Here is a 22,469-nt window from a genome sequence, read left to right on the forward strand (position 1 = left end):
AGAATGTTCCTTTCTGCCCCAAAGCTGAGTGAAGGTGGAAGAATGATCCGTTCAATCCCTCGTGCGCTCGCAGTCGCCGGACTGGCCGTGGCCGCCGTCGGGGTGCCGATGGCCGGCGCCTCGGCCGCTGTGCCCAGCAGCGCCCAGACCGTCATGTGCGACTCGCCCATGACGGGTCGTTGCCTCACGGCTAACGGTAGTAAGGCCGTCGAGCGCGACGGCGACCACCCGCGCAGTTACGGCCGTGACGACGATGGCTACGGCCGCGACCGCGACCGCGACCACGGCCGTGACGACGACGGCTACGGCCACGGCCGCGACCGCGACAAGGACCACGGCCGCGACAAGGACCGGGACCACGGCCGCGACCACGACCGCGACCACGACCGTGACCACGGCCGCGACTACGACCGTGACTACGACCGTGGCGACATGCGTGACCGCGACTACGACCGTGACTCCGCCCCCGCCCGCGACCGTGAGTACGGCCCGGACCGCGACCGTGAGTACAGCGCCCCCCGCGACCGCGAAATGCCCCCGCGCGACTCCGGTCAGGACCGCGAGGACGACCGCAGGAGCCTCCTCGGCCTGGAGGAGATCCTGGCCCCGCTCCTCTGACCTCACCTGACCCTCAACGCTCTTGTGGGCCCGGGGTTTTGGCACCGCCACCCCGGGCCCACGTCTGCCCCGGCAGGGCCGCACGGCCCGCCCCCGGACCGGCCGGCCTCTTTCCCGGACCGACCGGCCCTGTCCCATGGCGCCGCCCGGCTTCCACCCTGGAGGTGTCACAGCGGCCGTGTCGGGGGCAGGACCGAGGAGGCGTCATGGGACAGACACCGCACACCGTCAGCGATGTGATGACACAGACCGTGGTCGCGATCGGGCAGGAGGCCCGGTTCAAGGAGATCGTCGAGACCATGGAGCAGTGGAAGGTGAGCGCCCTGCCGGTCCTGGAGGGCGAGGGGCGGGTGGTCGGCCTGGTCTCCGAGGCCGATCTGCTGCCCAAGGAGGAGTTCCGGGAGACCGACCCCAGCCGCGTGGAGCAGTTGCAACGCCTTGAGGACGTACGCAAGGCGGGCGGGGTGACGGCCGCGGAGCTGATGAGCACGCCCGCCTACACCGTCCACGCCGACGCCACCCTCCCCCAGGCAGCGCGGATCATGGCCCACAAGTCCGTGAAACGGCTGCCCGTGGTGGACTCCCACGGGATGCTTCAGGGCATCGTCAGCCGCGCCGATCTGCTGAAGGTCTTCCTGCGGACCGACGAGGAACTCGCCGCGGAGATCCGCCAGGACATCGTCGGCCGGCTGTTCGCGGTCTCCCACGACGAGCTGGACGTCGAGGTCACCGAGGGCGTGGTCACCATCAGCGGCCGGGTCCGGGACACCTCGGTCATCCCGATGGCGGCGCGGCTGGTGCGGGCTGTCGAGGGGGTCGTGGACGTCGCCTTCGATGTCACGGGCCCGGCCTCGGAGACCGCCCCGGGGGCGTCCGCGACGCGCCCGCAGCTCTGACCGGCCGCCGCCCCGAAGCCGCCGCCCCGAAGCCGCCGTCTCACCGGCCGTCCGGCGCCGTGTCCAGCACCTCGAAAGCGCCCTCCAGCCCCACCTTGCGCAGAATCCGCAGCTGACGGGGGTCCGTGACGACGAGCGACAGCCGGCCGCCGCGGTCGAGGGCCCGGCGTCGCGCCCGGCACAGGATCCCGATGCCGCAGCAGTCGAAAAAGCTCACCCCGGTCAGGTCGACCACCAGATCGGGCCGCGGCCCCGAGGTCAGGGAGTCGAGGTACCGCTTGGTCGCCGGAGCGCTCGGGAGGTCCAGCTCTCCTTCCAGGCGCACGACGACAGGCCCGTCCGCAGGGCGCCCCCGCGCCTCGCCGGTCCGCTCCCTCAACATGTCCTGTCCGCCACCCATCCCACTACCCGCGGCCTCTGGGCTGCGGCACCTTCAAAGCTGAACCCATCAAAGACGGGGACCGCGCGTCGCAGCAGTGCCGGGCGGTCCCTGTCCATAGGGCCCTTCGGCCCCCCTGCCGTGAATCGGGCCGGAATCATGCGCGCGGCAGGTCGAGCCAGCGAGTCGTGTCGGGGGCGATGGTGTACGAGCGGCCCCCCAGCCACACCCGTACCGGCGCCGGGTCCGATTCCGGTACCGCGATCCGCACCCGGCCCGCACGGATGCGCAGATCGACGTCCCAGTGGCTGCCGTAGCGCAGCCGTACCCGGAACTTCGAGAACTGGGGGAGCGGCGCCGGATCGAGCCACAGCGTGTGTTCGCGGGCCTCCAGGCCGGTCATGCCGCGCTGGACGAAGTCCAGGGTGCCGGCCATCGCGCCCAGGTGGATGCCCTCGGCGGTGGTGCCGCCCTGGACGTCCGCCACATCGCCGGCCAGCGCCTCCTCGCAGTACCTCCAGGCGTCGGCGCGGCGCGCGCGGGCCAGCACCCACGCATGGACCACGGCGCTGAGCGTCGAGCCGTGACTGGTGCGGTGCAGGTAGTAGTCGACGGTGGCGCGCCAGACGTCGTCGTCGACCGTGTACCCCAGTTGCCGGAACACGGCGGCCAGCTCCGCCGGCGCGAAGAGGTAGCCCAGCATCAGCACATCGGCCTGCTTGGACGCCTGGTAGCGGTTGACGGTGTCGCCCTCCGCCTCCAGGATCCGGTCCAGCCGCCGGATGTCGCCGTACCGGCCGCGGTACCCGTCCCAGTCGAGTTCGGCCAGGTCCGCGTAGCCCGCGAACTGGCTGATGACGCCCTGGTGGAACGGCACATGGAGCCGGTGCGCGAGCTCGTCCCAGCGCTCCTGCTCGTCCTGGGCGAGCTGGATCCGCTCGAAGAGCTGCTGCCGGCGCACCTCGGGGAGCCCATGGCAGAGTTCCAGCGCCCGCATCAGCACCCAGGCGGCCGTGACGTTCGTATAGGCGTTGTCGTCCAGCCCGGGTTCCGCGGCATCCGGATATCCGTCGTGGTACTCGTCGGGGCCGACGACCCCGCGGATGCGGTAGCGGCCCAGGTCCGGGTCCCAGACCGCGCCGGCCGCCCAGAAGCGGGCGATCTGGAGCAGCATCTCCGCGCCCTTGGTGTGCAGGAATGTGGTGTCCCCGCTGGCCTGGCAGTACCGCCACACGTTGTACGCCACCGCGGAGCCCACGTGGTGCTGGAGCCGGGAGTGATCGGGCAGCCAGCGCCCCGAGCGCGGGTTGAGATGGAACTCCTGGGTCTCCTCACGGCCGTCGGCGCCGCTCTGCCACGGGTACATCGCCCCGGCCAGGCCCGCCGCGGCGGCGGCCCGGCAGGCGGCCGGCAGCCGCCGGTAGCGATAACCGAGCAGCGCACGGGAGACCTCGGGGAAGTGCAGGTCCAGGAAGGGCAGCACGAACAGTTCGTCCCAGAAGACATGGCCGCGGTACGCCTCGCCGTGCAGGCCGCGCGCCGGTACGCCGACGTCGAGTTCGGCGGTGTGCGGGGACAGCGTCTGGAGGACGTGGAAAAGATGCAGCCGCAGAATCCGGCCCGAGTCCCCGGGGACGTCCAGCTTCGACTGCTGCCACAGGTGCGCCCAGGCGCGCTGGTGGGAGGCGAGCAGCCGGGGGAAGTCCGGGGCCCGGCGCACGGCGTCGGCGGCCGCCCTGAGGGGGTTGCTGATCGCCAGGTCGCGGGAGGTGTACAGCGCCACGGTCTTGTCGACGACGACGGTGGATCCGGGCTCGACGGGCAGGACGAACGTCTGGAAGGCGCGTCGCCCGGTGAGGTCGGTACGGGGAGCGCCGATGCCGGGTGGCGCCGCGTCGCCGGACACCGTCTCCCCGGCGGCCGTCTCTCCGGCGTCCGTGCCACTCGCGCGGGTGCGCGCGGCCATGGCGATACGGATGTCCGAGTCGACGGTGCGGCAGCGCAGCCACACCGTGTCGGTGCCCTCGGAGCCGGTCTCCCAGCCGGTCAGATGCCGGTCCGCCAGTTCCCGGTAGCGCGCCACACCGGCGTTGCGGACATCGCCGTCGATCCCGGCCGCCACCTCCACCTCGCCCGCCCACCCGGCGGCCGTGAACGACGTCCGCAGCGCGGCCAGATGCGGGTCGCCCATGTGCACCAGGCGGCACTGCCCCACGCTCAGCCGCCGCCCGGCCCCGTCCTCGTAGACCGACCAGTGGGTCAGCGTGCCGTGCCGCAGGTCCAGCGTCTGCCGGTGTTCGGCCAGCTGTGGATCGTCGGGGGACAGCCAGGGGCCGGGAGCCGCGCCCGCCGGCCGCATCCGGTAGCGCAGCGGCAGCCAGTTGGGCAGGTTGACCAGATCCTCGTTCTCGACCCGGCGCCCCGCCACGGTGGACGTCAACCGGTTGTAGCAGCCCGCCGCGTAGGTGCCCGGGTAGTGCGCGGGTCCTGGCAGCACCTCGGTGGCGGCACCCCGGGTGACGAAATAGCCGTTGCCGAGCGCGCAGAGCGCCTCGCGCAGCCGCTCCCCGTCGGGGTGGTACCCGTCGTAGGACCACGTCCAGGCGGGCACCGTCAGCTCTCCCCTGACGTCAGCAGCTCGCCGGGATCGGTCACCACCACATCGGCGCCGCGCCGGCGCAGCTCGGCGGCGTACGGGCCGGTGGCACGGGCCACGCCCACGACGAGCCCGAAGCCGCCGCGCCGGCCGGCCTCGACCCCCGCCAGGGCGTCCTCCAGTACGGCGGCGTCCCGGGCCGGGACGCCCAGGCGCCGGACCGCCTCCAGGAACAGTGCCGGGTCCGGCTTGCCCGCCAGACCGAGCCGGCCCGCCTCGTTGCCGTCCACCACGACGTGGAAGAGCTCCCGGACGCTCGCGACCGACAGCAGCTCGGTCGCATGGCGGGACGCCGAGACCGCCGCGCACGGCACCCGCTCGCGCCGCAGGACCCCGAGCAGGCGCACGGTGCCGGGCCAGGCGGAGATGGCGCGGGCGTGCAGGCTCGCGGTGAACAGCTCCTCCTTGCGGGCCGCGACGGCCCGCACCGTGGTGGTTCCCGGCGGGTCGTCCGGCTCGCCCAGCGGCAGCTCCAGACCCCGGGAGGCCAGGAACGCGGCCGCCCCGTCCAGCCGGGACCGGCCGTCGACATAGCGCAGATAGTCGTCCATCGGGTCGAACGGCCGCTGTACGCCCGCGGCCGTCAGACAGGCGTCGAAGGCGTCCTTCCAGGCCGCGGCGTGCACCCGGGCGGAGTCGGTGATGACTCCGTCCGTGTCGAAGACGACGGCCCGTACGGAGCGCAGGCACGCGGCCAGGGCTGGTGCGGCGGTCATCGTGACGGATCCCTTCGTGAGGGTGCCGTTCCCTTCATGAGGTGCCGTCTCCCATCGCACCACGACTCCCGGGCGGCGGCGCGCCGCGGGGCGCGGGCGCGCTGGCGCGCGGTTCGGCCGGGAGGGGTGTGGCGCGTCTCTGCGGGCCCGGGGGCCGGTCGGCCCCTCGGTGGCGCCGGACGGCCCCTGTGGGCGGCCCGCGCGGCGTCCGATCGTGGGAGCACGATCCCCCGAGAGGGCATCGCGAGGACCCGCACGCCGCGCCTGCCGAGAGGAGGCCGTGCGATGAAGCACCGGAGAGTCGGCAGCGTCATGACCGGCGACGTCGTCCGGGCCTGGCGCACGACCCCGCGCAAGGACGTCGAGAGCTGGCTGGACACGTACGACATCAGCGGGCTGCCGGTGGTGGACACCGACGACAAGGTGATCGGAGTCGTCTCCACGACCGACCTCCGCCTCACCCGGCAGCGGACCGGCTCGGACGAGCCGCCCACCGCCGGCGAGCTGATGTCCGCCCCCGCGGTCACCGTCCGTGCCGACGACTCCCTGGTCCGGGCCGCGCGCTTCATGGCCGAGCACCGCATCGAGCGGCTGCCGGTGGTGGACGAGGAGGCCCGGCTGGTCGGCATCGTCACCCGGCGCGATCTGCTGCGGATCTTTCTCCGGACGGACGGCGAGATCCGCGACGAGGTGATCGACGAGGTCATGGTCCGCGCGCTGTGGCTGACCCCCCAGACGGTCGAGGTCGCCGTCCACGACGGGGTGGTGACGCTGCGCGGCCGCCTGGAGAACAGTGCGGATGTCGGCATCGCGGTGTCCATGACGCGGCAGATCGACGGCGTGGTGGGGGTGGTCAACCGCCTGACGAATTTGCGGGCCGGGCCGCCGCTTCGGGGGTGAGCCGGCTTGGTTCCCGCCGTTTTCGGCTGTCCCGCCGTGGGGGTTTCTCGCCGTTGCGCCTGCGGCGGGCTGTTGTCGCTGCGCTGGGCTGTCGGGTGCGGTTCCGGGCCCCACGACTCCGTCCCGAGGCCCGGCCCCTCCCGTTGGGGTGGGTGAGAAGAGCGGGGGTGGCGGTTTCGCTGTTGGCTGCGGGGAGTGGTGGGGGGAAAGAGGGGTGCTTAGGGTCATTTGTGTGAGTACGTGAACGGGCGGAGGAACGGATGACCATGACCAGGGGTCTGCTGGAGACGCTGCCGCCCGAGGGGCGGGCGCGGCTGGACGGGATCGGCCGTGAGGTGTCGATGCCGCGTGGCGCCCGGGTCTTCGAGGAGGGCAGGCCTGCGGACCGGTTCTGGGTGATCCGCAGCGGGCGGGTCGCACTCGACCAGCATGTTCCTGGGCGTCGTGCGGCGGTCGTCGAGACGGTCGGCCGGGGCGATCTGCTGGGATGGTCGTGGCTCTTCCCGCCGTATCTGTGGCATCTGGGCGCGGAGACCGAAAGCCGGGTGGAGGCCCTGGAGTTCGATGCCGCGGTGGTCCGCTCCCTGTGCATGTCCGACCCCGTACTGGGCCGCGAGATGTACCGGTACGTCGCGGAGACGGTGATCGACCGGCTGCACCGTACGAGGATCCGCCTGCTGGATCTCTACGGCCCCCAGGGCAGCGGCCTGGAGCGATGAGCCCCGGACGCCCGCGCGCGGGAACACACCGTCACCCCCACTCACCTTTCCCCTCCCCACCCCAACGGGAGGTGACGGGCCGCGGGACGGAGTCGTGCGGCCCGTCACCGCACCCGACAGCGCCGCGCAGCGACCCCGCCCGCCGCAGGCGCAACGGCGACAAACCCCCACGCCGCGACAGGCGAAAACGGCCAGCAACCAAGCCGGCCCGGCCCAAGCGCAGCGTCCCCGCCGACAACGGCGGGAACCAAGCCCGCTCACCCCAACCGGTGCCCCCGCCGCCAAGGATCTATCTCCGCCCACTCGCGTTCCCACTGCGCCGCGCGCCGGCGGTTGAGCAGGGCGGTGCCGGCCCGCTCTCCGATGAGCAGCAGCAGGCAGGTGCCGCTCGCGGCCACCGTGCCGATGGCGATGCTCTCGACCCTGGCCTCGGAGGGGCTCACGGGATCGCGCAACAGCACGCCGTGCCCGTTGAGCCATGCCGTGGTCCGGTCACCGGCCTTGAGGTGCGGTGCCACCGCCGTCTCGCCGGTGCGGGCCGTGCCGTCGGCCGCCGTCCACCGCACCGTCGCGTGCACCCGGGCCGCCGAGCCGCCCGTGGAGTCGACGCTGACGCGGGCCGGCGGATCCTCCGTCAGTACGGCCGACACGCTGTGCCGGTCCTGGAACTGCCGCTCGTGCGCGGCGCTCACCGCGTCCGCTGCCGATATCCCGGCGACCGGCGCCACCACGGCCATCAGCACTCCGGTGACCAGCACCAGCCACGCTTCCGCCACGTCCGTACCGCGCCGCAGCGGGCCGCGACGCCAGCGCCGGAGCATCCTCTTGAGAGCCATCGCGCACCCTCTTTCACCCCTGCCCCCGACGGTCGCACGCCGAACGGCCCGGCGAGAGGGGCCGAACGGCCCTGCCCGGAAGCCGGTGGGCGCCCGCTGCGGGGCAGGGCCATGGGCCCGTTCGGCCCTGGTGCGCCCCTGGGGCCGGGGCCACGATGGAAGACGCCCGGCGGAAGCCGACGACAGCCTGGAGGTGCCATGACCGAGGCCGGGGAGTTCTCACCGCAGCATCCGATCCGGGTGTTCCTGCTCGACGACCATGAAGTGGTCCGGCGCGGGGTGCAGGACCTGCTCGACGCGGAACCCGACATCGAGGTGGTGGGTGACGCCGGTACGGCCGATCACGCGTTGGCCCGGGGCCCGGCGCTGCGCCCGCATGTCGCCGTCCTGGACGTGCGGCTGCCGGACGGGGACGGCATCAGCGTCTGCCGTGAACTGCGGTCGCGGATGCCCGGTCTGGCCTGTCTGATGCTCACCTCGTTCGACGACGACGATGCGCTGCTGGACGCGATCATGTCCGGTGCGGCCGGCTACGTCCTCAAGGAGATAAAGGGTTCGGACCTGGTCGCCGCGGTGCGTACGGTGGCTTCCGGCCGGTCGATGCTCGATCCGGCGACCACGGCGCGGCTGATGAACAGTCTGCGCGGCGAGGAGTCCGAGGCGGAGCCGGAGGCGGACGCGCTATCCGGGCTGTCGCCGCGGGAGCGGGAGATCCTGGGTCTGATCGGCGAGGGTTTGACGAACCGTCAGATCGGTGCCCGGCTCTATCTGTCGGAGAAGACGGTCAAGAATCACATCTCCCGGCTGCTGGCCAAGCTGGGCGTGGAACGCCGTATCCAGGCGGCCGTGCTCGCCACGCAGGCCCATCCGTCGCCCGCCGGCGACGCCGGGGCGCCGCATCGGACATGAGGCCCGTCGGGTGACGGACGTTCGCCAGGCCCTGATCCACCGGACAGGCCCTAGGGGAGCGGCACCGACCAGACCAGGCGGGTCCCGCCCGTTTCCGGTGTCTCGACGGTCAGTTCACCGCCCACGCTCTCGGCCCGTTTGGCGAGGTTCGACAAACCGCTGCGGCGGCCGTGCGACGGCATGCCCACGCCGTTGTCCGTGACGCTCAGCCGCAGTCGGCCGCCGCGCACGATCAGGGAGATGTCCACCGTGGTGGCCTGCGCATGCCGGGCGACATTGCTCAGCGCCTCGCCGAGCACCGCCACCACATGCTCCGCGATCTCCGCCGGCACATCGGTGTCGATGAGCCCTTCCATGTGCAGCGACGGGGTGAAGCCCAGCGGACGTGCCGCCTGTTCCACCGCCGTCACGGTCCGGACCCGCAGTCCATGGCTCGCCCGGCCCGACTCATGGGCCCGGAGCCCGAAAATGGTGGACCGAATGATCTTGATCGTCTCGTCCAGATCGTCCACCGCGCGCAGCAGCCGCTCGCTGGCCTCCGGATGGTCCACGAAGCGCACCGCGCTCTGCAGCGTCATTCCGGTGGCGAAGAGCCGCTGGATGGCCAGATCGTGCAGATCGCGGGCGATCCGGTCATGGTCCTCCAGGAGCGCGAGCTGCTCGGCGGCCCGGCGCTGTTCGGCCAGCTCCATGGCGAGCGCCGCCTGGCCGGCGAACGTCAGCAGCGGCGCGGTCTCCGGCTCGGTGAACGGCTCGCGCTCCTGGACGCGGGCCAGCAGCAGCACCCCGCGCACCCGCTCACCGGTGATCATCGGGACGGCGACCGCGGGCCCCAGGCCCGCCCAGCGCGGCGGCCCCGCCGTGATCCGCGGATCGTTCTCGACGTCCACGCTGATCAGCGGTTTCTTCGCGTCGAAGGCCGCGCCGACGAACGATCCCACACGCGGCAGCACCAGACCGCGGTGCGCCTCGGCGTCGACACCGGAGGCCAGCGCCACCCGTACCGCGCTCCCGTCCTCGGTGGGCAGCGCCAGGACGCCGAGATCGGCGGAGAGGATGCGCCGCGCATGCTCGACGATCATCTCCAGGACCCGCATCTCGTCCGCCCCCGGCAGCAGGCTCGCGACGATCTCTCCGTTGGCCACCAGCCAGCGCTGCCGGTAGCGGGCCTCCTCGTACAGCCGGGCGTTCTCGATGGCCACCCCGGCCGCGACCGCCAGCGTCGACAGCACGGTCTCGTCCTGGGCGTCGAACTCGCCGCCGCCGCGCTTCTCGGTGAGATAGAGGTTGCCGAACACCTCGTCGCGCACCCGGATCGGCACCCCGAGGAAGGAGTGCATCGGCGGATGATTGGGCGGGAAGCCGTACGACGAGGGGTGCTCGGCCAGTTCCGCCAGCCGCAGCGGCCGGGGGTGCCGGATCAGTTCGCCGAGGATGCCGTGCCCGGCCGGCAGCGGGCCGATCGCGTCCTGCTGCTCCTGGGTGACCCCGACCGGCAGGAACTGGGTGAGCCGGGTGCCCTCGCCGACCACGCCCAACGCCCCGTACTCGGCGTCCACGACCACCACCGCCGCCTCGACGATGCGGCGCAGCACCCGTGGCAGATCCAGGCCGCGGCCCACCGACAGCACGGCTTCCAGCAGCAGATGGGCGGTATCGCCGGAGCCCAGCTGTACGGCCTCGAGACGCTGCTGAAGGTCGTCCGGCAGGGCATCCAGCCGCCGCCGGGCGTCACCTCGTCGGTCGGTTCGGTCGTCGTCCACCACCATGCCTCCGCGCCGGCCCGCGCCCCGTGGCGCGGGCCACCTCTCCACCGTAGCCGCCGTGGCCTCACGGGCACCCTGTGACGGCCAGGGCCCGGGTCCGGGCGGACCGTCCGGACGGGACTTTCGGGCCCCGAGCCGTGCCGAACAGCCCCTGCCCCGCGGTACGCCGCACGCGCACGCTGGAGTTCATCGGCGGCGGACACCTCGGAGGACTGCCATGACGACCACCGCACTGCTCAATGTGCTGCCACCGCGCGGGCGGGACCGCCTCATGGAGCTCGCCCGCGATGTGTCCTTCCCCGAGGGCACCCGGATCTTCGAGGAGGGCGGCCTGGCCGACCGCTTCTGGATCATCCGTACCGGCTCGGTCAATCTCGACGTCCAGGTGCGCGGGGAACGCCCGGCGACCGTCGAGATGCTGGGGCACGGCGATCTGCTGGGGTGGTCGTGGCTGGTCCCGCCGTACACCTGGCGGCTGGGAGCCGAGGCCACCAGCCCCGTGCGGGCCCACGAGTTCGACGCGATCGCGGTACGCGCCCTGTGCGAGGCGGACCCGGCCCTCGGGCTGGCGGTGACCCACCGGGTGCTCGACGTGGTCGCCCGTCGGCTCCAGGCCACCCGGATGCGGCTGCTCGACCTGTACGGCCCGCCCAGCGGGCAGCATCTGCCGGTGGCGTGACGCCCGTCCTCGGAAGGCGGTGGAGACGATGGAACTGCCCTTGGTCGTCGGAGTGGACGGATCGGATTCCGCCTACCGGGCGCTGGCATGGGCGCTGGACGAGGCAGCCCTCCACGGACTTCCGCTGCGCCTGGTGTACGCCTCCAGGTGGGAACGGTACGAGGGCATGGTGCCGGCACAGAGCATGACCCGGCCCACCGAGCAGCTGCTCGCCGACAACATCGTCGGATCCGCCGCCGAGTACGTCCACCAACGCAACCCGGACGTCCATGTGTCGGTGCAGGTCCTCGCCGAGGACACGGTCACCGCGCTGCTGCGCGAGGGCCGTTACGCCTCCGCCCTGATCCTGGGATCGAAGGGCCGCGGCGAATTCGCCGACCTGCTGCTCGGCTCGGTCAGCCTCTCCGTGGCGGCCCGCGCCGAGTGCCCGGTGGCCGTCGTACGCGGCGACAAGGCCGCCCTGTCGGGCTCGCACGACCGGGTCCTGCTCGGCGTCGGCGATCCGGAGAAGGGGACGCAGCCGGTGCAGTACGCCCTGCGCGAGGCCGAGGCGCGCGGCTGCGCCCTCGACGCGGTGCGCGCCTGGCGCTGCCCCGCACACGAGACCACCGACCATCCGCTGCTCGCCGGCGCCCCCGAGCTGTACCACGAGGAGCGGGCCTCGGCGCTGCTCGACAAGGCCCTCGGCGCGGTGGCCGGCGACCACCCGATGGTCCATATCCGCCGTGCCACCGTCGAGGGCCCGCCGCACAAGGTGCTGGTGCGCCGCAGCGCCGCGGCGGACCTGCTCGTCGTCGGCGCCCAGCGCCGCCACGGCCATTTCGGCCTTCAGCTCGGCCGGGTCGGACACGTCGCGCTGCACCACGCCGAGTGCCCCGTCGTGGTGGTGCCCCAGCCGGGCTGAGCCCGCCTACTGCTGGAGTCCCGCGGCGTGGTCGGGAACGTACGACTGAAGGTCCCTGGAGGGCCGTTGATAGCCGGTGGACGGCGGTCGCGGCGGCAGCTCCAGCTCCGGCGCCGGCACCTCGTAGTACGGAACGGTCGACAGCAGATGGGCGATCATGTTCAGCCGGGCCCGGCGCTTGTCGTCGCTCTCGACGACGAACCACGGTGACTCCGGGATGTCCGTGTGCACGAACATCTCGTCCTTGGCCCGCGAGTACGCCTCCCAGCGGGTGATCGACTCCAGGTCCATGGGGGAGAGCTTCCAGCGCCGGGTGGGATCCGTCAGCCGCCGCCGGAACCGCTGTTCCTGCACCTCGTCACTGACCGAGAACCAGTACTTGCGCAGCAGGATCCCGTCCTCCACCAGCATCCGCTCGAAGACCGGGCACTGGCGGAGAAAGCGCCGGTGCTCCTCGTGCGTGCAGAACCCCATGACGTGCTCGACGCCCGCCCGGTTGTACCAACTGCGGTCGAACAGCACGATCTCGCCCGACGCCGGCAGATGCTCCGCGTAGCGCTGGAAGTACCACTGGGTGCGCTCGCGCTCGGTGGGCCGCGGCAGGGCGACGATCCGTGCGACCCGCGGATTGAGGTGCTCGGAGACCCGCTTGACCGTGCCCCCCTTGCCGGCCGCGTCCCGCCCCTCGAAGATCACGACGAGCCGGGCGCCCTCGACCCGCACCCACTCCTGGAGCTTGACCAGCTCCGTCTGCAGCCTGAGCAGCTCCCGCTCGTAGGGCACTCGCCGCAGCTTTTCGGGACGGGGGGTGCCGTTCCCGTGGGTGCCGCGCTTTTCCGCCATGCCACGACGGTACGAGGACATCCAGGGCCGGGGCCGGGCGTCAGGGCCGAACGGGGGGCCGTCGATATCGAGGCCGCCGACCTCGGGCCGCCGGCCCGGACGCGCCGCCGCGTAGGCCGACCGGCCCGGGAAAGGGGACACCCGACCCACGGCCGCCGCCCCCGCGCCGGCGCGAAGCTGGGACGGCAGACAGGCAGACAGCCAGTCAGGCGGCGCGGGGAGGTGGGCCATGAAGATCCGCGAAGTGATGCGCACACCGGTCGTGACCGTCGCCACCGGCACCACCCTGCGGGAGACCGCGCAGCGGATGGCGCAGCACACCGTCGGCTGTGTCGTGGTCACGGCCGGGGGGACCGCCCGCGGGATGGTCACCGACCGGGATCTGGCCATACGGGGCATCGGCGCGGGTCTGGACGCGGACGCGCCGGTCACCGAGGTCATGTCGGAGCCGGTCGTCACCGTCCGGGCCGACGACGATGTGGACGAGGCCTACCGCACCATGTGCCGGTCCGGCGTCCGCCGGCTGCCCGTCCTGGACGGAGCGCGGATCGCCGGCGCGGTCACGCTGGACGATCTGCTGCTGGACGTCTCCCGGCGGCTCGGGGAGCTGCTGGTGCCGCTGTCCTGGTGCGTGCTGGGGGACCAGCCGGGCCCGCCGGTCCGGTCGCCGGGGAAGGACCGGGCGGCCGGCCGCTGACGCACCGACGGCCGGGCTGACGGCGGGCCGGATCGCCCCCGCACCCGGCCCCCTCACCCGGCCCCGACTCACGCCATCGCGTTCGTCCAGCCGTACGCCTCCCGGTGCTGGGTGCCGGGCGGCAGCGAGCCGACCTCCTGCATGTCGTGGTCGGCCGCCCGCATCAGCTGCGCGGCGATGTGATGCATCGCGCGGGCCGCCGCCAACTCGTCCCCGATCGCGGGGATGTCCACGTCCTCGGGATTGCACCTGGCCGTGCCGAGACCCGTCATCGTCGAGGTGCCGGTCTCCAGAACCGCCCGTGCCTTGGTCGTCCCGTCCTCCTCGAAGAGGTACACATGGACGGTCCACTCCAGTGTCCTTGCCATGATCCGCCTCCGCGCTCGTCGTAGTTACCACTGTCGGACGTCGCCGACGCCGCCGGGCAGGGGCCAAAGGTCCCGGTCACCGGTGGGGCGGCGGGCCTCAGACGGGGGATGCCTGGACCCGGATCCGGCGCCCGGTGATCCGGGTCGGGCGGATGACGATCCACTGCTGCCGCCCGCCGCCCACCCACGGCGCCGTGTACGCGTGCTCCTCCAGCGTGCGGGACTCGTCGAGATCGGTGACCACATGGGCGGGCCCGATGACCAGCACACTCCACCCCTGGCTGAACGCCGAGTCGATGTGGTCGACCTCCAGCGCGGCCTCGTGCCCGGCGGCCGCGGCCGGCCCCGAGCCGGGCGCGGTGCGGTAACCCACCAGATCACCGACGACGGTGTAGTTCACGGGAAAGACGGCCGGCGCGCCCTCCACGGTCACCGCCACCCGCCCCACACCGTGCGAGGAGAGCCGCTCCCGGCACTCCGCGGTGCTCAGCTCCAGCAGCTCGGGATGGTGCCCCGCCTGGCCGAAGCCCGGCGGCAGCTCCGCCGTCCCGCCGATCAGCTCGGCCACGGTGGTGTCCAGCGCGTCGGCGAGCCGCAGCAGAAACCCGATGCTGGGCGTGGCCGAGTGCTCCTCCACGTACTGGAGATAGCCGGTGGCGGCCGCGGCCCGCGCCGCCACCTCGGCACGGGACAGCCCCAGCTGCCGGCGCCGGGTCGCCACCCGGCGCCCCAGGTCGCTGTAGTCCGGGTCCTGCACGGGCCCCGGGCCGGTGTCGTGGCTGGTCATCGTCGACACATCCCTTCGCTGCGAGCGCCGCCCGCCGGCCGGGTCCGGCGTCGTCACGGGACGGTCCTGGCCCGGTCACGCCCTTCACTCGTGCGGCACGACCACCACCGGACACGGCGCGTGATGGACGGCCGCCTGGACGACATGGCCGATGCGGGGCGCCAGCACATGGAGCCGGTGCCGCCGCCCGACGGCGAGCAGCCCGCCGCCCGCCGCACCGGTGAGCAGCGCGTGCGCCGGGCTCTCCATCTCGACCCGCTCGTCCACGGCCACCTTCGGGAACCGCTCCCGCCACGGGCGCAGCGCCTCGGTGAGTTCCTGCCGCGCGTCCTTCGCCGCCAGCTCCGCCATATACGGCTCGACACCGCCGCCCCGGTTGTACGCATGCGCCGGAAGGTGCCTTCCGTGGACGGCACGCAGGGTGACGCCCCGCCGGGCGGCGGTCTCGAACGCGAACACCAGCAGCGCCTCGCAGGGATCCTTCAGCCCCATCCCGACCACCACGTCCCGCTCCTTGTCCGACGGCGGGGGAGCCTGCTGGGCCCGTACCAGCACCGTGGGGACGCCGGAGCGGGTCATCATCTGGAGGCCGATCTCGCCGAGGACGTAACGCGCCATGGCACCCACCTCCCGGGAACCGAGGACCAGCAGGTCCGACTCCCAGCCGGCGTCGGTCAGCGCGTCCAGCGGGTCCTTGGGCACCAGCGCCTCGTCCACCGGCAGCGCGGGGTGGCGGGCCCGGACGGTCTCACGGGCCTGGTTCATGATCCGGTGCGGCCAGTAGTTCTGGTCCTGGTCGTCGGGACGGTGCGCGTCCTCGGGGGCGAGCATCACCCACGCGTGCAGCAGCCGCAGCCGGGCCTGCCGCAACTCGGCCTCGCGCGCCGCCCACAGGACGGCGGACATCGACTCGGGGGAGCCGTCCAGACCGACCGTGATGACGTCCTTCAGGGCCTCGCTCATGGCGTCGCTCCGTTTCTCCCGGCGGCCGTCGCGCAACGGGGAACCTCGGGCGTGCCGGCCTCGGCGGCCACGGGCAGTCGTTTCACATTCTCCCCCGGTGGCAGGCGGGCCGCCTGCCACCGGCACCGCACGGCCCGAGCCATGACGAACGAAGAGTGACGAACACCTCCCGCGGAACCCGCCGCCACCCCTGGTCCGCTACGCCGTGGCAGCCCCTCGCGCCGAGCTCTTAACGCCGCCCCTACGGCCACAGGTCACTTCTTAACGCTTTCTTGACGCCGGCCGGGGCCGAGCGCGACCGAGCGGTCCGAGCGCCTCCGCCGGGTGCTGCCGATCGTCCGACGCCGGGCGGAGCCACAGGCACCCTCCCGCCCTACCGGCGGCCGGAAGTGATGCATACTCGCTCCTCGTTGCCCGAACTCATGACCGACGATTGGCAGGAACCATCCGCATGACCGGCACCACGGCGGACCCCACTCCCGCGCCCCCGACCCGCTCGTGGCGGCGGTGGCTGCTGGGCGGGCTGAGTGAGCACGGCGCACGCCACCCGGGGCCGCACGGCACCCCGCCGGCCGAGCACAAGGGCAACTCCTGGTGGCGCGTGATGTGCCTGACCGGCGTCGACTACTTCTCGACGCTCGGCTACCAGCCGGGCATCGCCGCGCTCGCCGCCGGACTGCTCTCGCCGTTCGCCACGCTCGTCCTGATCGCGCTGACCCTCCTGGGCGCCCTGCCCGTCTACCGCCGCGTCGCCAAGGAGAGCCCGCACGGCGAGGGTTCGATCGCCATGCTGGAGCGTCTGCTGCCCTGGTGGGCCGGGAAACTGCTGGTCCTGGTGCTGCTGGGGTTCGCGGCCACCGACTTCGTCATCACCATGACGCTGTCGGCGGCGGACGCCTCGGCGCACGTGGTGGAGAACCCGTTCGCCCCGGAGCTGCTGCACGGCGCCAACCTGTGGATCACGCTGGTGCTGCTCGCCGCCCTGGGCGCCGTGTTCCTCAAGGGCTTCCGTGAGGCGATCGGCATAGCGGTGGTCCTCGTCGGTGTCTATCTCGTGCTCAACGTCGTCGTCCTGGCCAGCTCCGCCTGGCAGGTGCTGGCCCACCCGGTGGTGGTCGGCGACTGGTGGCAGGCGATGACCGCCCAGCACTCCTCGCCACTGGCGGTCGTCGCCGTGGCGCTGCTGGTCTTCCCCAAGCTGGCGCTGGGCATGTCCGGCTTCGAGACCGGCGTCGCCGTCATGCCGCAGCAGCGCGGCGATGCCACCGACACCTTCGCCAAGCCGACCGGCCGGATCCGCGACACCCGCCGGCTGCTCACCACCGCCGCGCTCATCATGAGCGGCTTCCTGCTGCTGTCCAGCCTGGCGACGTCCCTGCTGATCCCGCAGAAGGAGTTCGAGACCGGCGGCTCGGCCAACGGACGCGCCCTGGCCTACCTCGCCCACGAGCACCTCGGCGAGGCCTTCGGCACCGTCTACGACATCTCGACCATCGCCATCCTCTGGTTCGCCGGCGCCTCGGCGATGGCCGGACTCCTCAACCTCGTACCGCGCTATCTGCCGCGCTACGGCATGGCCCCGGAATGGACTCGTGCGGTGCGCCCGCTGGTGCTCCTCTTCATGGCCATCGCCTTCGCCATCACCGTCATCTTCAACGCCAGCGTGGACGACCAGAGCGGCGCCTACGCGACGGGTGTGCTGGTCCTGATGCTGTCGGCGTCCTTCGCGTCCACCGTCGCCGCCCGCCACCGCCGCCACCGGGGCGCCGCCATCGGCTTCGGCGCGATCACCCTGGTCTTCGCCTACACCCTGGTCGTCAACGTCATCGAGCGCCCGGACGGCCTGAAGATCGCCCTGCTGTTCATCCTCGGCATCCTGCTCACCTCGTTCGCCTCCCGCGTGCACCGCGCCTTCGAACTGCGCGCCGTGGACGTCGTCTTCGACGACACCGCACAGCGGCTGGTGGACACCGCGACGGCGGCCGGACCGCTGCGCGTCATCGCCAACGAACCGCATGAACGGGACGAGGCGGAGTACCGGGAGAAGGAGTACAGCCAGCGCGAGGAGACCCATATCCCCGACGGCCGCCCGGTGTTGTTCCTGGAGGTGACCGTCAAGGACTCCTCCGACTTCACCACGGAGCTGCACGTCCACGGCGAGGAGCGGTACGGCGCGAGCATTCTGCGGGTGGAGGGCGCGGTGGTGGCCAACACCATCGGCGCGGTGCTGATGGAACTGCGCGACCGCACCGGCGAGATCCCGCACGTCTACTTCAACTGGACCGAGGGCCACCCGCTGAGCCATCTGCTGCGCTTCCTGGTCTTCGGTGACGGCGAGGTCGCTCCGGTCACCCGGGAAGTCCTCCGCCGCGCCGAACCCGATCTGGGCCGCCGCCCGCGCGTCCACGTCGGCTGACGCCGGCCGGCCGCACCTCACCCCAGCCCCGGGATCCCCGAGATCAGCACATCGATGAGCTTGATGCCGACGAACGGGGCGATCAGACCGCCCAGTCCGTAGCGGGTGAGGTTGCGGCGCAGCAGGTCATGGGCGGACGACGGGGTGTAGCGCACTCCGCGGAGCGCCAGTGGGATCAGCGCGATGATGATCAGCGCGTTGAAGATGATCGCCGAGGTGATCGCCGAGGTCGGGCTGTGCAGGCCCATGATGTTGAGTGCGGAGAGGCCCGGATAGACGCCGGCGAACATCGCGGGGATGATCGCGAAGTACTTCGCGACGTCGTTGGTGATCGAGAAGGTGGTCAGCGCGCCCCGGGTGATCAGCAGCTGCTTGCCGATCTCGACGACCTCGATGAGCTTGGTCGGGTCGGAGTCCAGGTCCACCATGTTCCCGGCCTCCTTGGCGGCCGAGGTACCGGTGTTCATGGCCACGCCGACATCCGCCTGGGCGAGCGCCGGTGCGTCGTTGGTCCCGTCGCCCGTCATCGCGACCAGCTTGCCGCCCTCCTGCTCCTGCGTGATCAGGGCGAGTTTGTCCTCGGGGGTGGCCTCGGCGAGGTAGTCGTCCACCCCCGCCTCCTGCGCGATGGCCCTGGCCGTCAGCGGATTGTCACCGGTGATCATCACCGTACGGATGCCCATCCGCCGCAGTTCGGCGAAGCGTTCGTGGATGCCGTCCTTGACGACGTCCTTGAGATGGATGACGCCGAGCACCCGCGGCCCGTACCGGTCGTGCACCGCCACCAGCAGCGGGGTGCCGCCGGACGCCGCGATCGCATCGGTGAACAGCCGTGCCTCGGCCGGCACTTCACCCCCGTGCAGCGCCACCCAGTCGATGACCTGGGCGGCCGCGCCCTTGCGGATCGCGACCCCCGATCTGTCGGCCCAGCGCAGATCGACACCGCTCATCCGGGTCAGCGCGCTGAACTCGACATAGTCGGCGTGCTCCAGCTCCCCCTCGGCGGGCTGCCGCAGCCCGTACTTGTTCTTGGCGAGAACGACGACGGAGCGGCCCTCCGGCGTCTCGTCCGCCAGCGACGACAGCTGGGCGGCGTCCGCGAGTTGCAGTTCGTCGAGGCCGGGCAGCGGCACGAACGCCACCGCCTCCCGGTTGCCGAGGGTGATGGTGCCGGTCTTGTCGAGCATCAGGGTGTTGATGTCGCCGGCCGCCTCGACCGCACGGCCCGACATGGCCAGGACGTTGCGCTGCACGAGGCGGTCCATGCCGGCGATGCCGATGGCGGAGAGCAGCGCGCCGATCGTCGTCGGTATCAGCGTGACGAGCAGCGCCACCAGCACCGTCGTCGACTGGACCGCGCCGGCGTACGACGCCATCGGCTGCACCGTGACGACGACCAGGATGAAGACGATGGTGAGCGCGGCGAGCAGGATGTGCAGCGCGATCTCGTTCGGGGTCCGCTGCCGGGTCGCGCCCTCGACCAGCGCGATCATCCGGTCCAGGAAGGACTGCCCGGGGCGCGAGGTGACCCGTACGACCAGGCGGTCGGACAGCACCCGGGTGCCGCCGGTGACGCCGGACCGGTCGCCGCCAGACTCGCGGATGACCGGCGCGGATTCGCCGGTGACCGCCGACTCGTCGACCGCCGCCACCCCGTCGACCACATCGCCGTCCGCCGGGATCACCTCGCCCGCCTCGACCACCACGAAGTCGAAGGGCTGTAGATCAGCGGCGGGCAGCGTCTCGGTCTCGGCGCCGCGGAGGTCGATGCCGACCCGCCAGTTGTTGCGCAGCCGCCGGGCGACGGTGTCCGTACGCGTCCTGCGCAGCGTCTCGGCCTGCGCCCTGCCGCGGCCCTCGGCGACCGCCTCCGCGAGGTTGGCGAAGACCACCGTCAGCCAGAGCCAGCCACTGATCACCCAGGCGAAGACGGACGGGGTGAGGACGGCCGAGAGCGTGGTGAGGACCGCCCCGCAGGCGACGACGAACAGCACCGGCTTGGTGGCCAGCGCCCGCGGATGCAGTTTGCGCAGCGCCTCGGGGAACGACGTCAGCAGCGACTTCGGGTCGAAGAGCCCGCCGGGCCTGCTCCTTCGCCGTCCCCGGCCGCCGGGCGCCGGGGCGCCCCCGTAAGGCGTGGGCGCCGCCGGATCCGTCGAGGGCGTCGGCGCCGGGGAAGCGTGGGGCGGGGCGGGAAGCATGGGGAGACCTTCTGGGAGGGCGGCCGCCGGCCGGTGGGGGCGGCGGGATGGGACGGCGCAACGGAATCTATGACCTGGCAGAGCGGGGAGCGCCGTCCCGGGAGAGGTATTTGCGCGCCCCTTGCGCCTCTCTTGCGGGTCCCTTACGGGGCGCCGCACCCGCCCCGATCACCGGCGCCCGCCCCAGGCGGCCGCATGCGCGGATCCGCGGTCGCTGGCAAAGTGAAGAGGGGTGCGAGCTCAGGAGGCGCATTGCCATGTCGGCCACCGGTTCGGTCACTGCGGTACGCGGCACCGGCACCACTGCGGTACAAGGCGCGCCATGCTGGGTGACCTTGATGACGCACGATCTGCCGGCCGCACAGGCCTTCTACAGCGAGGTCCTCGGCTGGCGCTTCCGGCCCGGCACGCTGGGGGTGGAGTTCTCCATCGCGCTGGCCGACCGGCAGCCGGTCGCCGGGATCGGGGCGCTCTCACCGAGCTGGCGGGTGGCGGTGGCCTGGATGCCGTACTTCGCGGTGACCAGCGCGGACGAGACCGCCGCCCGGATCCTGGAGCGGGGCGCCACGGTCGCCGTCGGACCGCTGGAGGTGGGCGACGGGCGCGCCGCCATAGCCGCCGACCGCGATGGCGCGGTCTTCGGGCTGTGGCAGGGCCAGACCCTGTCCTGGGCCGTCGGGCAGGGTGCCGCGCCGGCCTGCCTGGAACTGCGTACGCGGGACGCCTTCGACGCCGCCATCTTCTACGCGGAGGTGCTGGGCTGGGCTTCCGGCTTGCCGGGCACCTGCGATGTCACCTACGAGCACGACGAGGTGATCGTCCGCGACGGCGAACAGACCGTGGCGGCGCTGCGCGGCGGCGGAGTCGAGACCGCACCGGACCCGCATATCCGGCCCCGCTGGCACGTCCACTTCCCGGTCACGGACATCGAGAGGGTCACCGCGACGGCTGTGGCGGCGGGCGGTGTGGTCATGCCGGTGACGCCGACGGCGGACAGCATGGGATGCCAGGCGGTCATCCGTGACCCGGACGGGGGACTGTTCACGGTCTCCACCCCGCAGGGGCCCGGACTGGTGACGGGCAGGGCCGTCAGTCACCCGGCTCCGGTGTGATGTGCACCGCGGCCTCTTCCGCGGATGCCGCACCGCCGTCGATTCCCACATCGCGCGCGACGATGTCATTGCTGTTGCCCAGCGGGAATCCCTGGTCCGAGCCCACGATCCGGCCGGCCCGCCGGTCGCCGACCTCCTCGTCCACGGGCTCGCCGTCACCGCCGGGCTGGTCGCCGATGCCGTCGCCGTCGGGCACCGCGATGTCCGGCAATTCCTTGGCCAGCCGCTGATCGAGGGTTTCGCCGTCGTGCTGCTCCTGTGCGGTGGTCCCCGGATGATTCACCACGAAGGGTCTCTCGGGTGGTGAGTAGCCTTCGTCCAGAATCTGATCGAGCCCCGGCTCGTCGAGGGCATTTTCCATATCCAGGTCGTCGGGGTAGTCCTGCGGATCGGATCTGGACGGCTGATATACCTCATCGCCCATCGCGTCGTCGGACATGGCCGCTCTCCTTCTGCGGATGTGGGCTCAGACGGTCTGCCGAGTCCGTGCGGAACGCTGAAGACTTCGCGTCCTTCACCTGGTCAACATTCTCGTCCACTTGCCCACCGCGCGGTAATCCGGAGAGCGGCGCGCCCGGCGGAACACGGCCGCGGCCGGTCGTGCCGCGGCGGGACGGCGTCGGCCGCACGGGTGGCGGCCGCGCCGGTCCGCCAGGAGCCCGGAGTCGTCAGCCGCGGCGCTCTTCGGTTCCGAGCCCGAGGGACTCGGCGATGCTCTGCACATTGCCGTAGCGCTCGTTCTTCGGGAGCCGCTCGGCCAGGGCGATCAATTCGTCCGGTGCGTTGTTGCGCCGGAGGGTGGCGATGATGGTGCTCCTGCCCGCCGGGTAGACGCTCCGGCCGAGGTGCTGGGCGAGCTCGGAACGCACACCGACATCCTGCGCGGTCATTCCGCGCGGCGCGGCACCCGTGAACACCGTGTCCGGATTCCAGGGTGTCACCAGCGGTTCTCCGCCCGCCGGTTGGAGATCCCGCTCTTCCTCCGCCCGCACGGACCGGTCTCCCGCGAGTTCTCCCCGCATCAGCTTTTTCAGCACGTCGTCCCGGGCGGGGCCGACCTTCTCCATACCGTGTTCCATGACCATTTCCGCCCTCCAGGGTTGT

The 22,469-nt window shown here is 72.2% G+C and carries 22 protein-coding genes; 10 read left to right on the forward strand and 12 right to left on the reverse strand.

Annotated features, from left to right (window positions below):
* Window positions 1–42: 42 nt before the first annotated feature.
* On the forward strand, window positions 43–618 hold the full coding sequence (locus FCH28_RS37875) for a hypothetical protein (protein WP_169314020.1): 576 nt from the start codon (window positions 43–45) through the stop codon (window positions 616–618).
* 206 nt (window positions 619–824) lie between these two features.
* Entirely contained in the window at window positions 825–1,514 is a 690-nt protein-coding gene (locus tag FCH28_RS02095) for a CBS domain-containing protein (protein ID WP_136737917.1), read from the forward strand.
* A 40-nt stretch (window positions 1,515–1,554) separates the two neighbouring features.
* Here the strand turns inward: FCH28_RS02095 and FCH28_RS02100 are convergent, their stop codons facing one another.
* The 3 genes from FCH28_RS02100 to FCH28_RS02110 all read right to left on the reverse strand — a co-directional run bounded on the left by FCH28_RS02100 (window position 1,555) and on the right by FCH28_RS02110 (window position 5,265).
* Window positions 1,555–1,896: an STAS domain-containing protein gene (locus FCH28_RS02100; protein ID WP_136737918.1), complete on the reverse strand. Its 342-nt coding sequence runs from the start codon at window positions 1,894–1,896 to the stop codon at window positions 1,555–1,557.
* 154 nt (window positions 1,897–2,050) lie between these two features.
* Window positions 2,051–4,504: a glycoside hydrolase family 65 protein gene (locus FCH28_RS02105; protein ID WP_425471858.1), complete on the reverse strand. Its 2,454-nt coding sequence runs from the start codon at window positions 4,502–4,504 to the stop codon at window positions 2,051–2,053.
* A 2-nt stretch (window positions 4,505–4,506) separates the two neighbouring features.
* Window positions 4,507–5,265, reverse strand: a complete 759-nt coding sequence (locus FCH28_RS02110; protein WP_136737919.1) for an HAD family hydrolase — start codon at window positions 5,263–5,265, stop codon at window positions 4,507–4,509.
* A gap of 285 nt (window positions 5,266–5,550) precedes the next feature.
* On the opposite strand from FCH28_RS02110, the gene FCH28_RS02115 reads away from it, so the two are divergent.
* Together FCH28_RS02115 and FCH28_RS02120 are read left to right on the forward strand one after the other, a co-directional pair.
* Entirely contained in the window at window positions 5,551–6,165 is a 615-nt protein-coding gene (locus FCH28_RS02115) for a CBS domain-containing protein (protein ID WP_136737920.1), read from the forward strand.
* A 260-nt stretch (window positions 6,166–6,425) separates the two neighbouring features.
* Window positions 6,426–6,884 (forward strand): Crp/Fnr family transcriptional regulator, encoded by a 459-nt coding sequence (locus FCH28_RS02120; RefSeq protein ID WP_136737921.1) that lies wholly within the window; start codon window positions 6,426–6,428, stop codon window positions 6,882–6,884.
* Between the two features lie 257 nt (window positions 6,885–7,141).
* Here FCH28_RS02120 and FCH28_RS02125 read toward each other — a convergent pair whose 3' ends face one another.
* Window positions 7,142–7,720 (reverse strand): Rv1733c family protein, encoded by a 579-nt coding sequence (locus tag FCH28_RS02125; protein WP_246102270.1) that lies wholly within the window; start codon window positions 7,718–7,720, stop codon window positions 7,142–7,144.
* Between the two features lie 198 nt (window positions 7,721–7,918).
* On the opposite strand from FCH28_RS02125, the gene FCH28_RS02130 reads away from it, so the two are divergent.
* Window positions 7,919–8,629, forward strand: coding sequence for a response regulator (locus FCH28_RS02130; RefSeq protein ID WP_136737922.1), 711 nt, complete (start codon window positions 7,919–7,921; stop codon window positions 8,627–8,629).
* 50 nt (window positions 8,630–8,679) lie between these two features.
* Here the strand turns inward: FCH28_RS02130 and FCH28_RS02135 are convergent, their stop codons facing one another.
* Window positions 8,680–10,398 (reverse strand): sensor histidine kinase, encoded by a 1,719-nt coding sequence (locus FCH28_RS02135; protein ID WP_136737923.1) that lies wholly within the window; start codon window positions 10,396–10,398, stop codon window positions 8,680–8,682.
* Window positions 10,399–10,612: 214 nt separating this feature from the next.
* On the opposite strand from FCH28_RS02135, the gene FCH28_RS02140 reads away from it, so the two are divergent.
* Together FCH28_RS02140 and FCH28_RS02145 are read left to right on the forward strand one after the other, a co-directional pair.
* Window positions 10,613–11,074, forward strand: a complete 462-nt coding sequence (locus tag FCH28_RS02140) for a cyclic nucleotide-binding domain-containing protein (RefSeq protein WP_136737924.1) — start codon at window positions 10,613–10,615, stop codon at window positions 11,072–11,074.
* A gap of 28 nt (window positions 11,075–11,102) precedes the next feature.
* A complete protein-coding gene (locus tag FCH28_RS02145) occupies window positions 11,103–11,978 on the forward strand; it encodes a universal stress protein (RefSeq protein ID WP_136737925.1) in 876 nt (291 codons plus the stop codon).
* Window positions 11,979–11,984: 6 nt separating this feature from the next.
* Here FCH28_RS02145 and ppk2 read toward each other — a convergent pair whose 3' ends face one another.
* Window positions 11,985–12,821, reverse strand: a complete 837-nt coding sequence (gene ppk2, locus FCH28_RS02150; protein ID WP_136737926.1) for a polyphosphate kinase 2 — start codon at window positions 12,819–12,821, stop codon at window positions 11,985–11,987.
* Between the two features lie 229 nt (window positions 12,822–13,050).
* Here ppk2 and FCH28_RS02155 point away from each other — a divergent pair, with 229 nt between their 5' ends.
* Complete coding sequence (locus FCH28_RS02155) at window positions 13,051–13,518, forward strand: CBS domain-containing protein (RefSeq protein WP_136737927.1); 468 nt, start codon at window positions 13,051–13,053, stop codon at window positions 13,516–13,518.
* 68 nt (window positions 13,519–13,586) lie between these two features.
* Here FCH28_RS02155 and FCH28_RS02160 read toward each other — a convergent pair whose 3' ends face one another.
* The 3 genes from FCH28_RS02160 to FCH28_RS02170 all read right to left on the reverse strand — a co-directional run bounded on the left by FCH28_RS02160 (window position 13,587) and on the right by FCH28_RS02170 (window position 15,636).
* A complete protein-coding gene (locus FCH28_RS02160) occupies window positions 13,587–13,886 on the reverse strand; it encodes a DUF1876 domain-containing protein (RefSeq protein ID WP_136737928.1) in 300 nt (99 codons plus the stop codon).
* Between the two features lie 97 nt (window positions 13,887–13,983).
* Window positions 13,984–14,730 carry a helix-turn-helix domain-containing protein gene (locus FCH28_RS02165; protein ID WP_246102273.1) on the reverse strand — a complete coding sequence of 249 codons (747 nt, stop codon included), beginning with the start codon at window positions 14,728–14,730 and terminating at the stop codon, window positions 13,984–13,986.
* 27 nt (window positions 14,731–14,757) lie between these two features.
* Window positions 14,758–15,636 carry a universal stress protein gene (locus tag FCH28_RS02170; protein WP_246102275.1) on the reverse strand — a complete coding sequence of 293 codons (879 nt, stop codon included), beginning with the start codon at window positions 15,634–15,636 and terminating at the stop codon, window positions 14,758–14,760.
* A gap of 451 nt (window positions 15,637–16,087) precedes the next feature.
* Here FCH28_RS02170 and FCH28_RS02175 point away from each other — a divergent pair, with 451 nt between their 5' ends.
* The gene (locus tag FCH28_RS02175; protein ID WP_136737929.1) at window positions 16,088–18,052 is read left to right on the forward strand and encodes an APC family permease; all 1,965 of its coding nucleotides are present in this window, start codon (window positions 16,088–16,090) and stop codon (window positions 18,050–18,052) included.
* A 17-nt stretch (window positions 18,053–18,069) separates the two neighbouring features.
* On the opposite strand, the gene kdpB is transcribed toward FCH28_RS02175, so the two are convergent.
* Window positions 18,070–20,253 carry a potassium-transporting ATPase subunit KdpB gene (gene kdpB, locus FCH28_RS02180; protein WP_136737930.1) on the reverse strand — a complete coding sequence of 728 codons (2,184 nt, stop codon included), beginning with the start codon at window positions 20,251–20,253 and terminating at the stop codon, window positions 18,070–18,072.
* Window positions 20,254–20,591: 338 nt separating this feature from the next.
* Between kdpB and FCH28_RS02185 the strand changes: the two genes are divergently transcribed.
* Window positions 20,592–21,365, forward strand: a complete 774-nt coding sequence (locus FCH28_RS02185; RefSeq protein WP_187363754.1) for a VOC family protein — start codon at window positions 20,592–20,594, stop codon at window positions 21,363–21,365.
* On the opposite strand, the gene FCH28_RS02190 is transcribed toward FCH28_RS02185, so the two are convergent.
* Window positions 21,343–21,804 (reverse strand): DUF5709 domain-containing protein, encoded by a 462-nt coding sequence (locus tag FCH28_RS02190; protein WP_136737932.1) that lies wholly within the window; start codon window positions 21,802–21,804, stop codon window positions 21,343–21,345. The two genes, FCH28_RS02185 and FCH28_RS02190, sit on opposite strands and share 23 nt — an antisense overlap.
* Before the next feature lie 229 nt (window positions 21,805–22,033).
* Window positions 22,034–22,444, reverse strand: coding sequence for a DUF2795 domain-containing protein (locus tag FCH28_RS02195; protein WP_246102277.1), 411 nt, complete (start codon window positions 22,442–22,444; stop codon window positions 22,034–22,036).
* Window positions 22,445–22,469: the final 25 nt, after the last annotated feature.

Origin of the sequence: Streptomyces piniterrae (assembly GCF_005048155.1) — a bacterium.
Lineage (GTDB): Bacteria > Actinomycetota > Actinomycetes > Streptomycetales > Streptomycetaceae > Streptomyces > Streptomyces piniterrae.

What these genes read in the sequence shown, in the direction of transcription:
- FCH28_RS02130 (WP_136737922.1), top strand. Translation starts at nt 7,919, where the DNA reads ATGACCGAGGCCGGGGAGTTCTCACCGCAGCATCCGATCCGGGTGTTC.
- kdpB (WP_136737930.1), bottom strand. Translation starts at nt 20,253, where the DNA reads ATGCTTCCCGCCCCGCCCCACGCTTCCCCGGCGCCGACGCCCTCGACG.
- FCH28_RS02190 (WP_136737932.1), bottom strand. Translation starts at nt 21,804, where the DNA reads ATGTCCGACGACGCGATGGGCGATGAGGTATATCAGCCGTCCAGATCC.
- ppk2 (WP_136737926.1), bottom strand. Translation starts at nt 12,821, where the DNA reads ATGGCGGAAAAGCGCGGCACCCACGGGAACGGCACCCCCCGTCCCGAA.
- FCH28_RS02095 (WP_136737917.1), top strand. Translation starts at nt 825, where the DNA reads ATGGGACAGACACCGCACACCGTCAGCGATGTGATGACACAGACCGTG.
- FCH28_RS02175 (WP_136737929.1), top strand. Translation starts at nt 16,088, where the DNA reads ATGACCGGCACCACGGCGGACCCCACTCCCGCGCCCCCGACCCGCTCG.
- FCH28_RS02135 (WP_136737923.1), bottom strand. Translation starts at nt 10,398, where the DNA reads ATGGTGGTGGACGACGACCGAACCGACCGACGAGGTGACGCCCGGCGG.
- FCH28_RS02125 (WP_246102270.1), bottom strand. Translation starts at nt 7,720, where the DNA reads ATGGCTCTCAAGAGGATGCTCCGGCGCTGGCGTCGCGGCCCGCTGCGG.
- FCH28_RS02195 (WP_246102277.1), bottom strand. Translation starts at nt 22,444, where the DNA reads ATGGAACACGGTATGGAGAAGGTCGGCCCCGCCCGGGACGACGTGCTG.
- FCH28_RS02170 (WP_246102275.1), bottom strand. Translation starts at nt 15,636, where the DNA reads ATGAGCGAGGCCCTGAAGGACGTCATCACGGTCGGTCTGGACGGCTCC.
- FCH28_RS02155 (WP_136737927.1), top strand. Translation starts at nt 13,051, where the DNA reads ATGAAGATCCGCGAAGTGATGCGCACACCGGTCGTGACCGTCGCCACC.
- FCH28_RS02185 (WP_187363754.1), top strand. Translation starts at nt 20,592, where the DNA reads ATGACGCACGATCTGCCGGCCGCACAGGCCTTCTACAGCGAGGTCCTC.
- FCH28_RS02120 (WP_136737921.1), top strand. Translation starts at nt 6,426, where the DNA reads ATGACCATGACCAGGGGTCTGCTGGAGACGCTGCCGCCCGAGGGGCGG.
- FCH28_RS02140 (WP_136737924.1), top strand. Translation starts at nt 10,613, where the DNA reads ATGACGACCACCGCACTGCTCAATGTGCTGCCACCGCGCGGGCGGGAC.
- FCH28_RS37875 (WP_169314020.1), top strand. Translation starts at nt 43, where the DNA reads ATGATCCGTTCAATCCCTCGTGCGCTCGCAGTCGCCGGACTGGCCGTG.
- FCH28_RS02115 (WP_136737920.1), top strand. Translation starts at nt 5,551, where the DNA reads ATGAAGCACCGGAGAGTCGGCAGCGTCATGACCGGCGACGTCGTCCGG.
- FCH28_RS02160 (WP_136737928.1), bottom strand. Translation starts at nt 13,886, where the DNA reads ATGGCAAGGACACTGGAGTGGACCGTCCATGTGTACCTCTTCGAGGAG.
- FCH28_RS02100 (WP_136737918.1), bottom strand. Translation starts at nt 1,896, where the DNA reads ATGTTGAGGGAGCGGACCGGCGAGGCGCGGGGGCGCCCTGCGGACGGG.
- FCH28_RS02145 (WP_136737925.1), top strand. Translation starts at nt 11,103, where the DNA reads ATGGAACTGCCCTTGGTCGTCGGAGTGGACGGATCGGATTCCGCCTAC.
- FCH28_RS02110 (WP_136737919.1), bottom strand. Translation starts at nt 5,265, where the DNA reads ATGACCGCCGCACCAGCCCTGGCCGCGTGCCTGCGCTCCGTACGGGCC.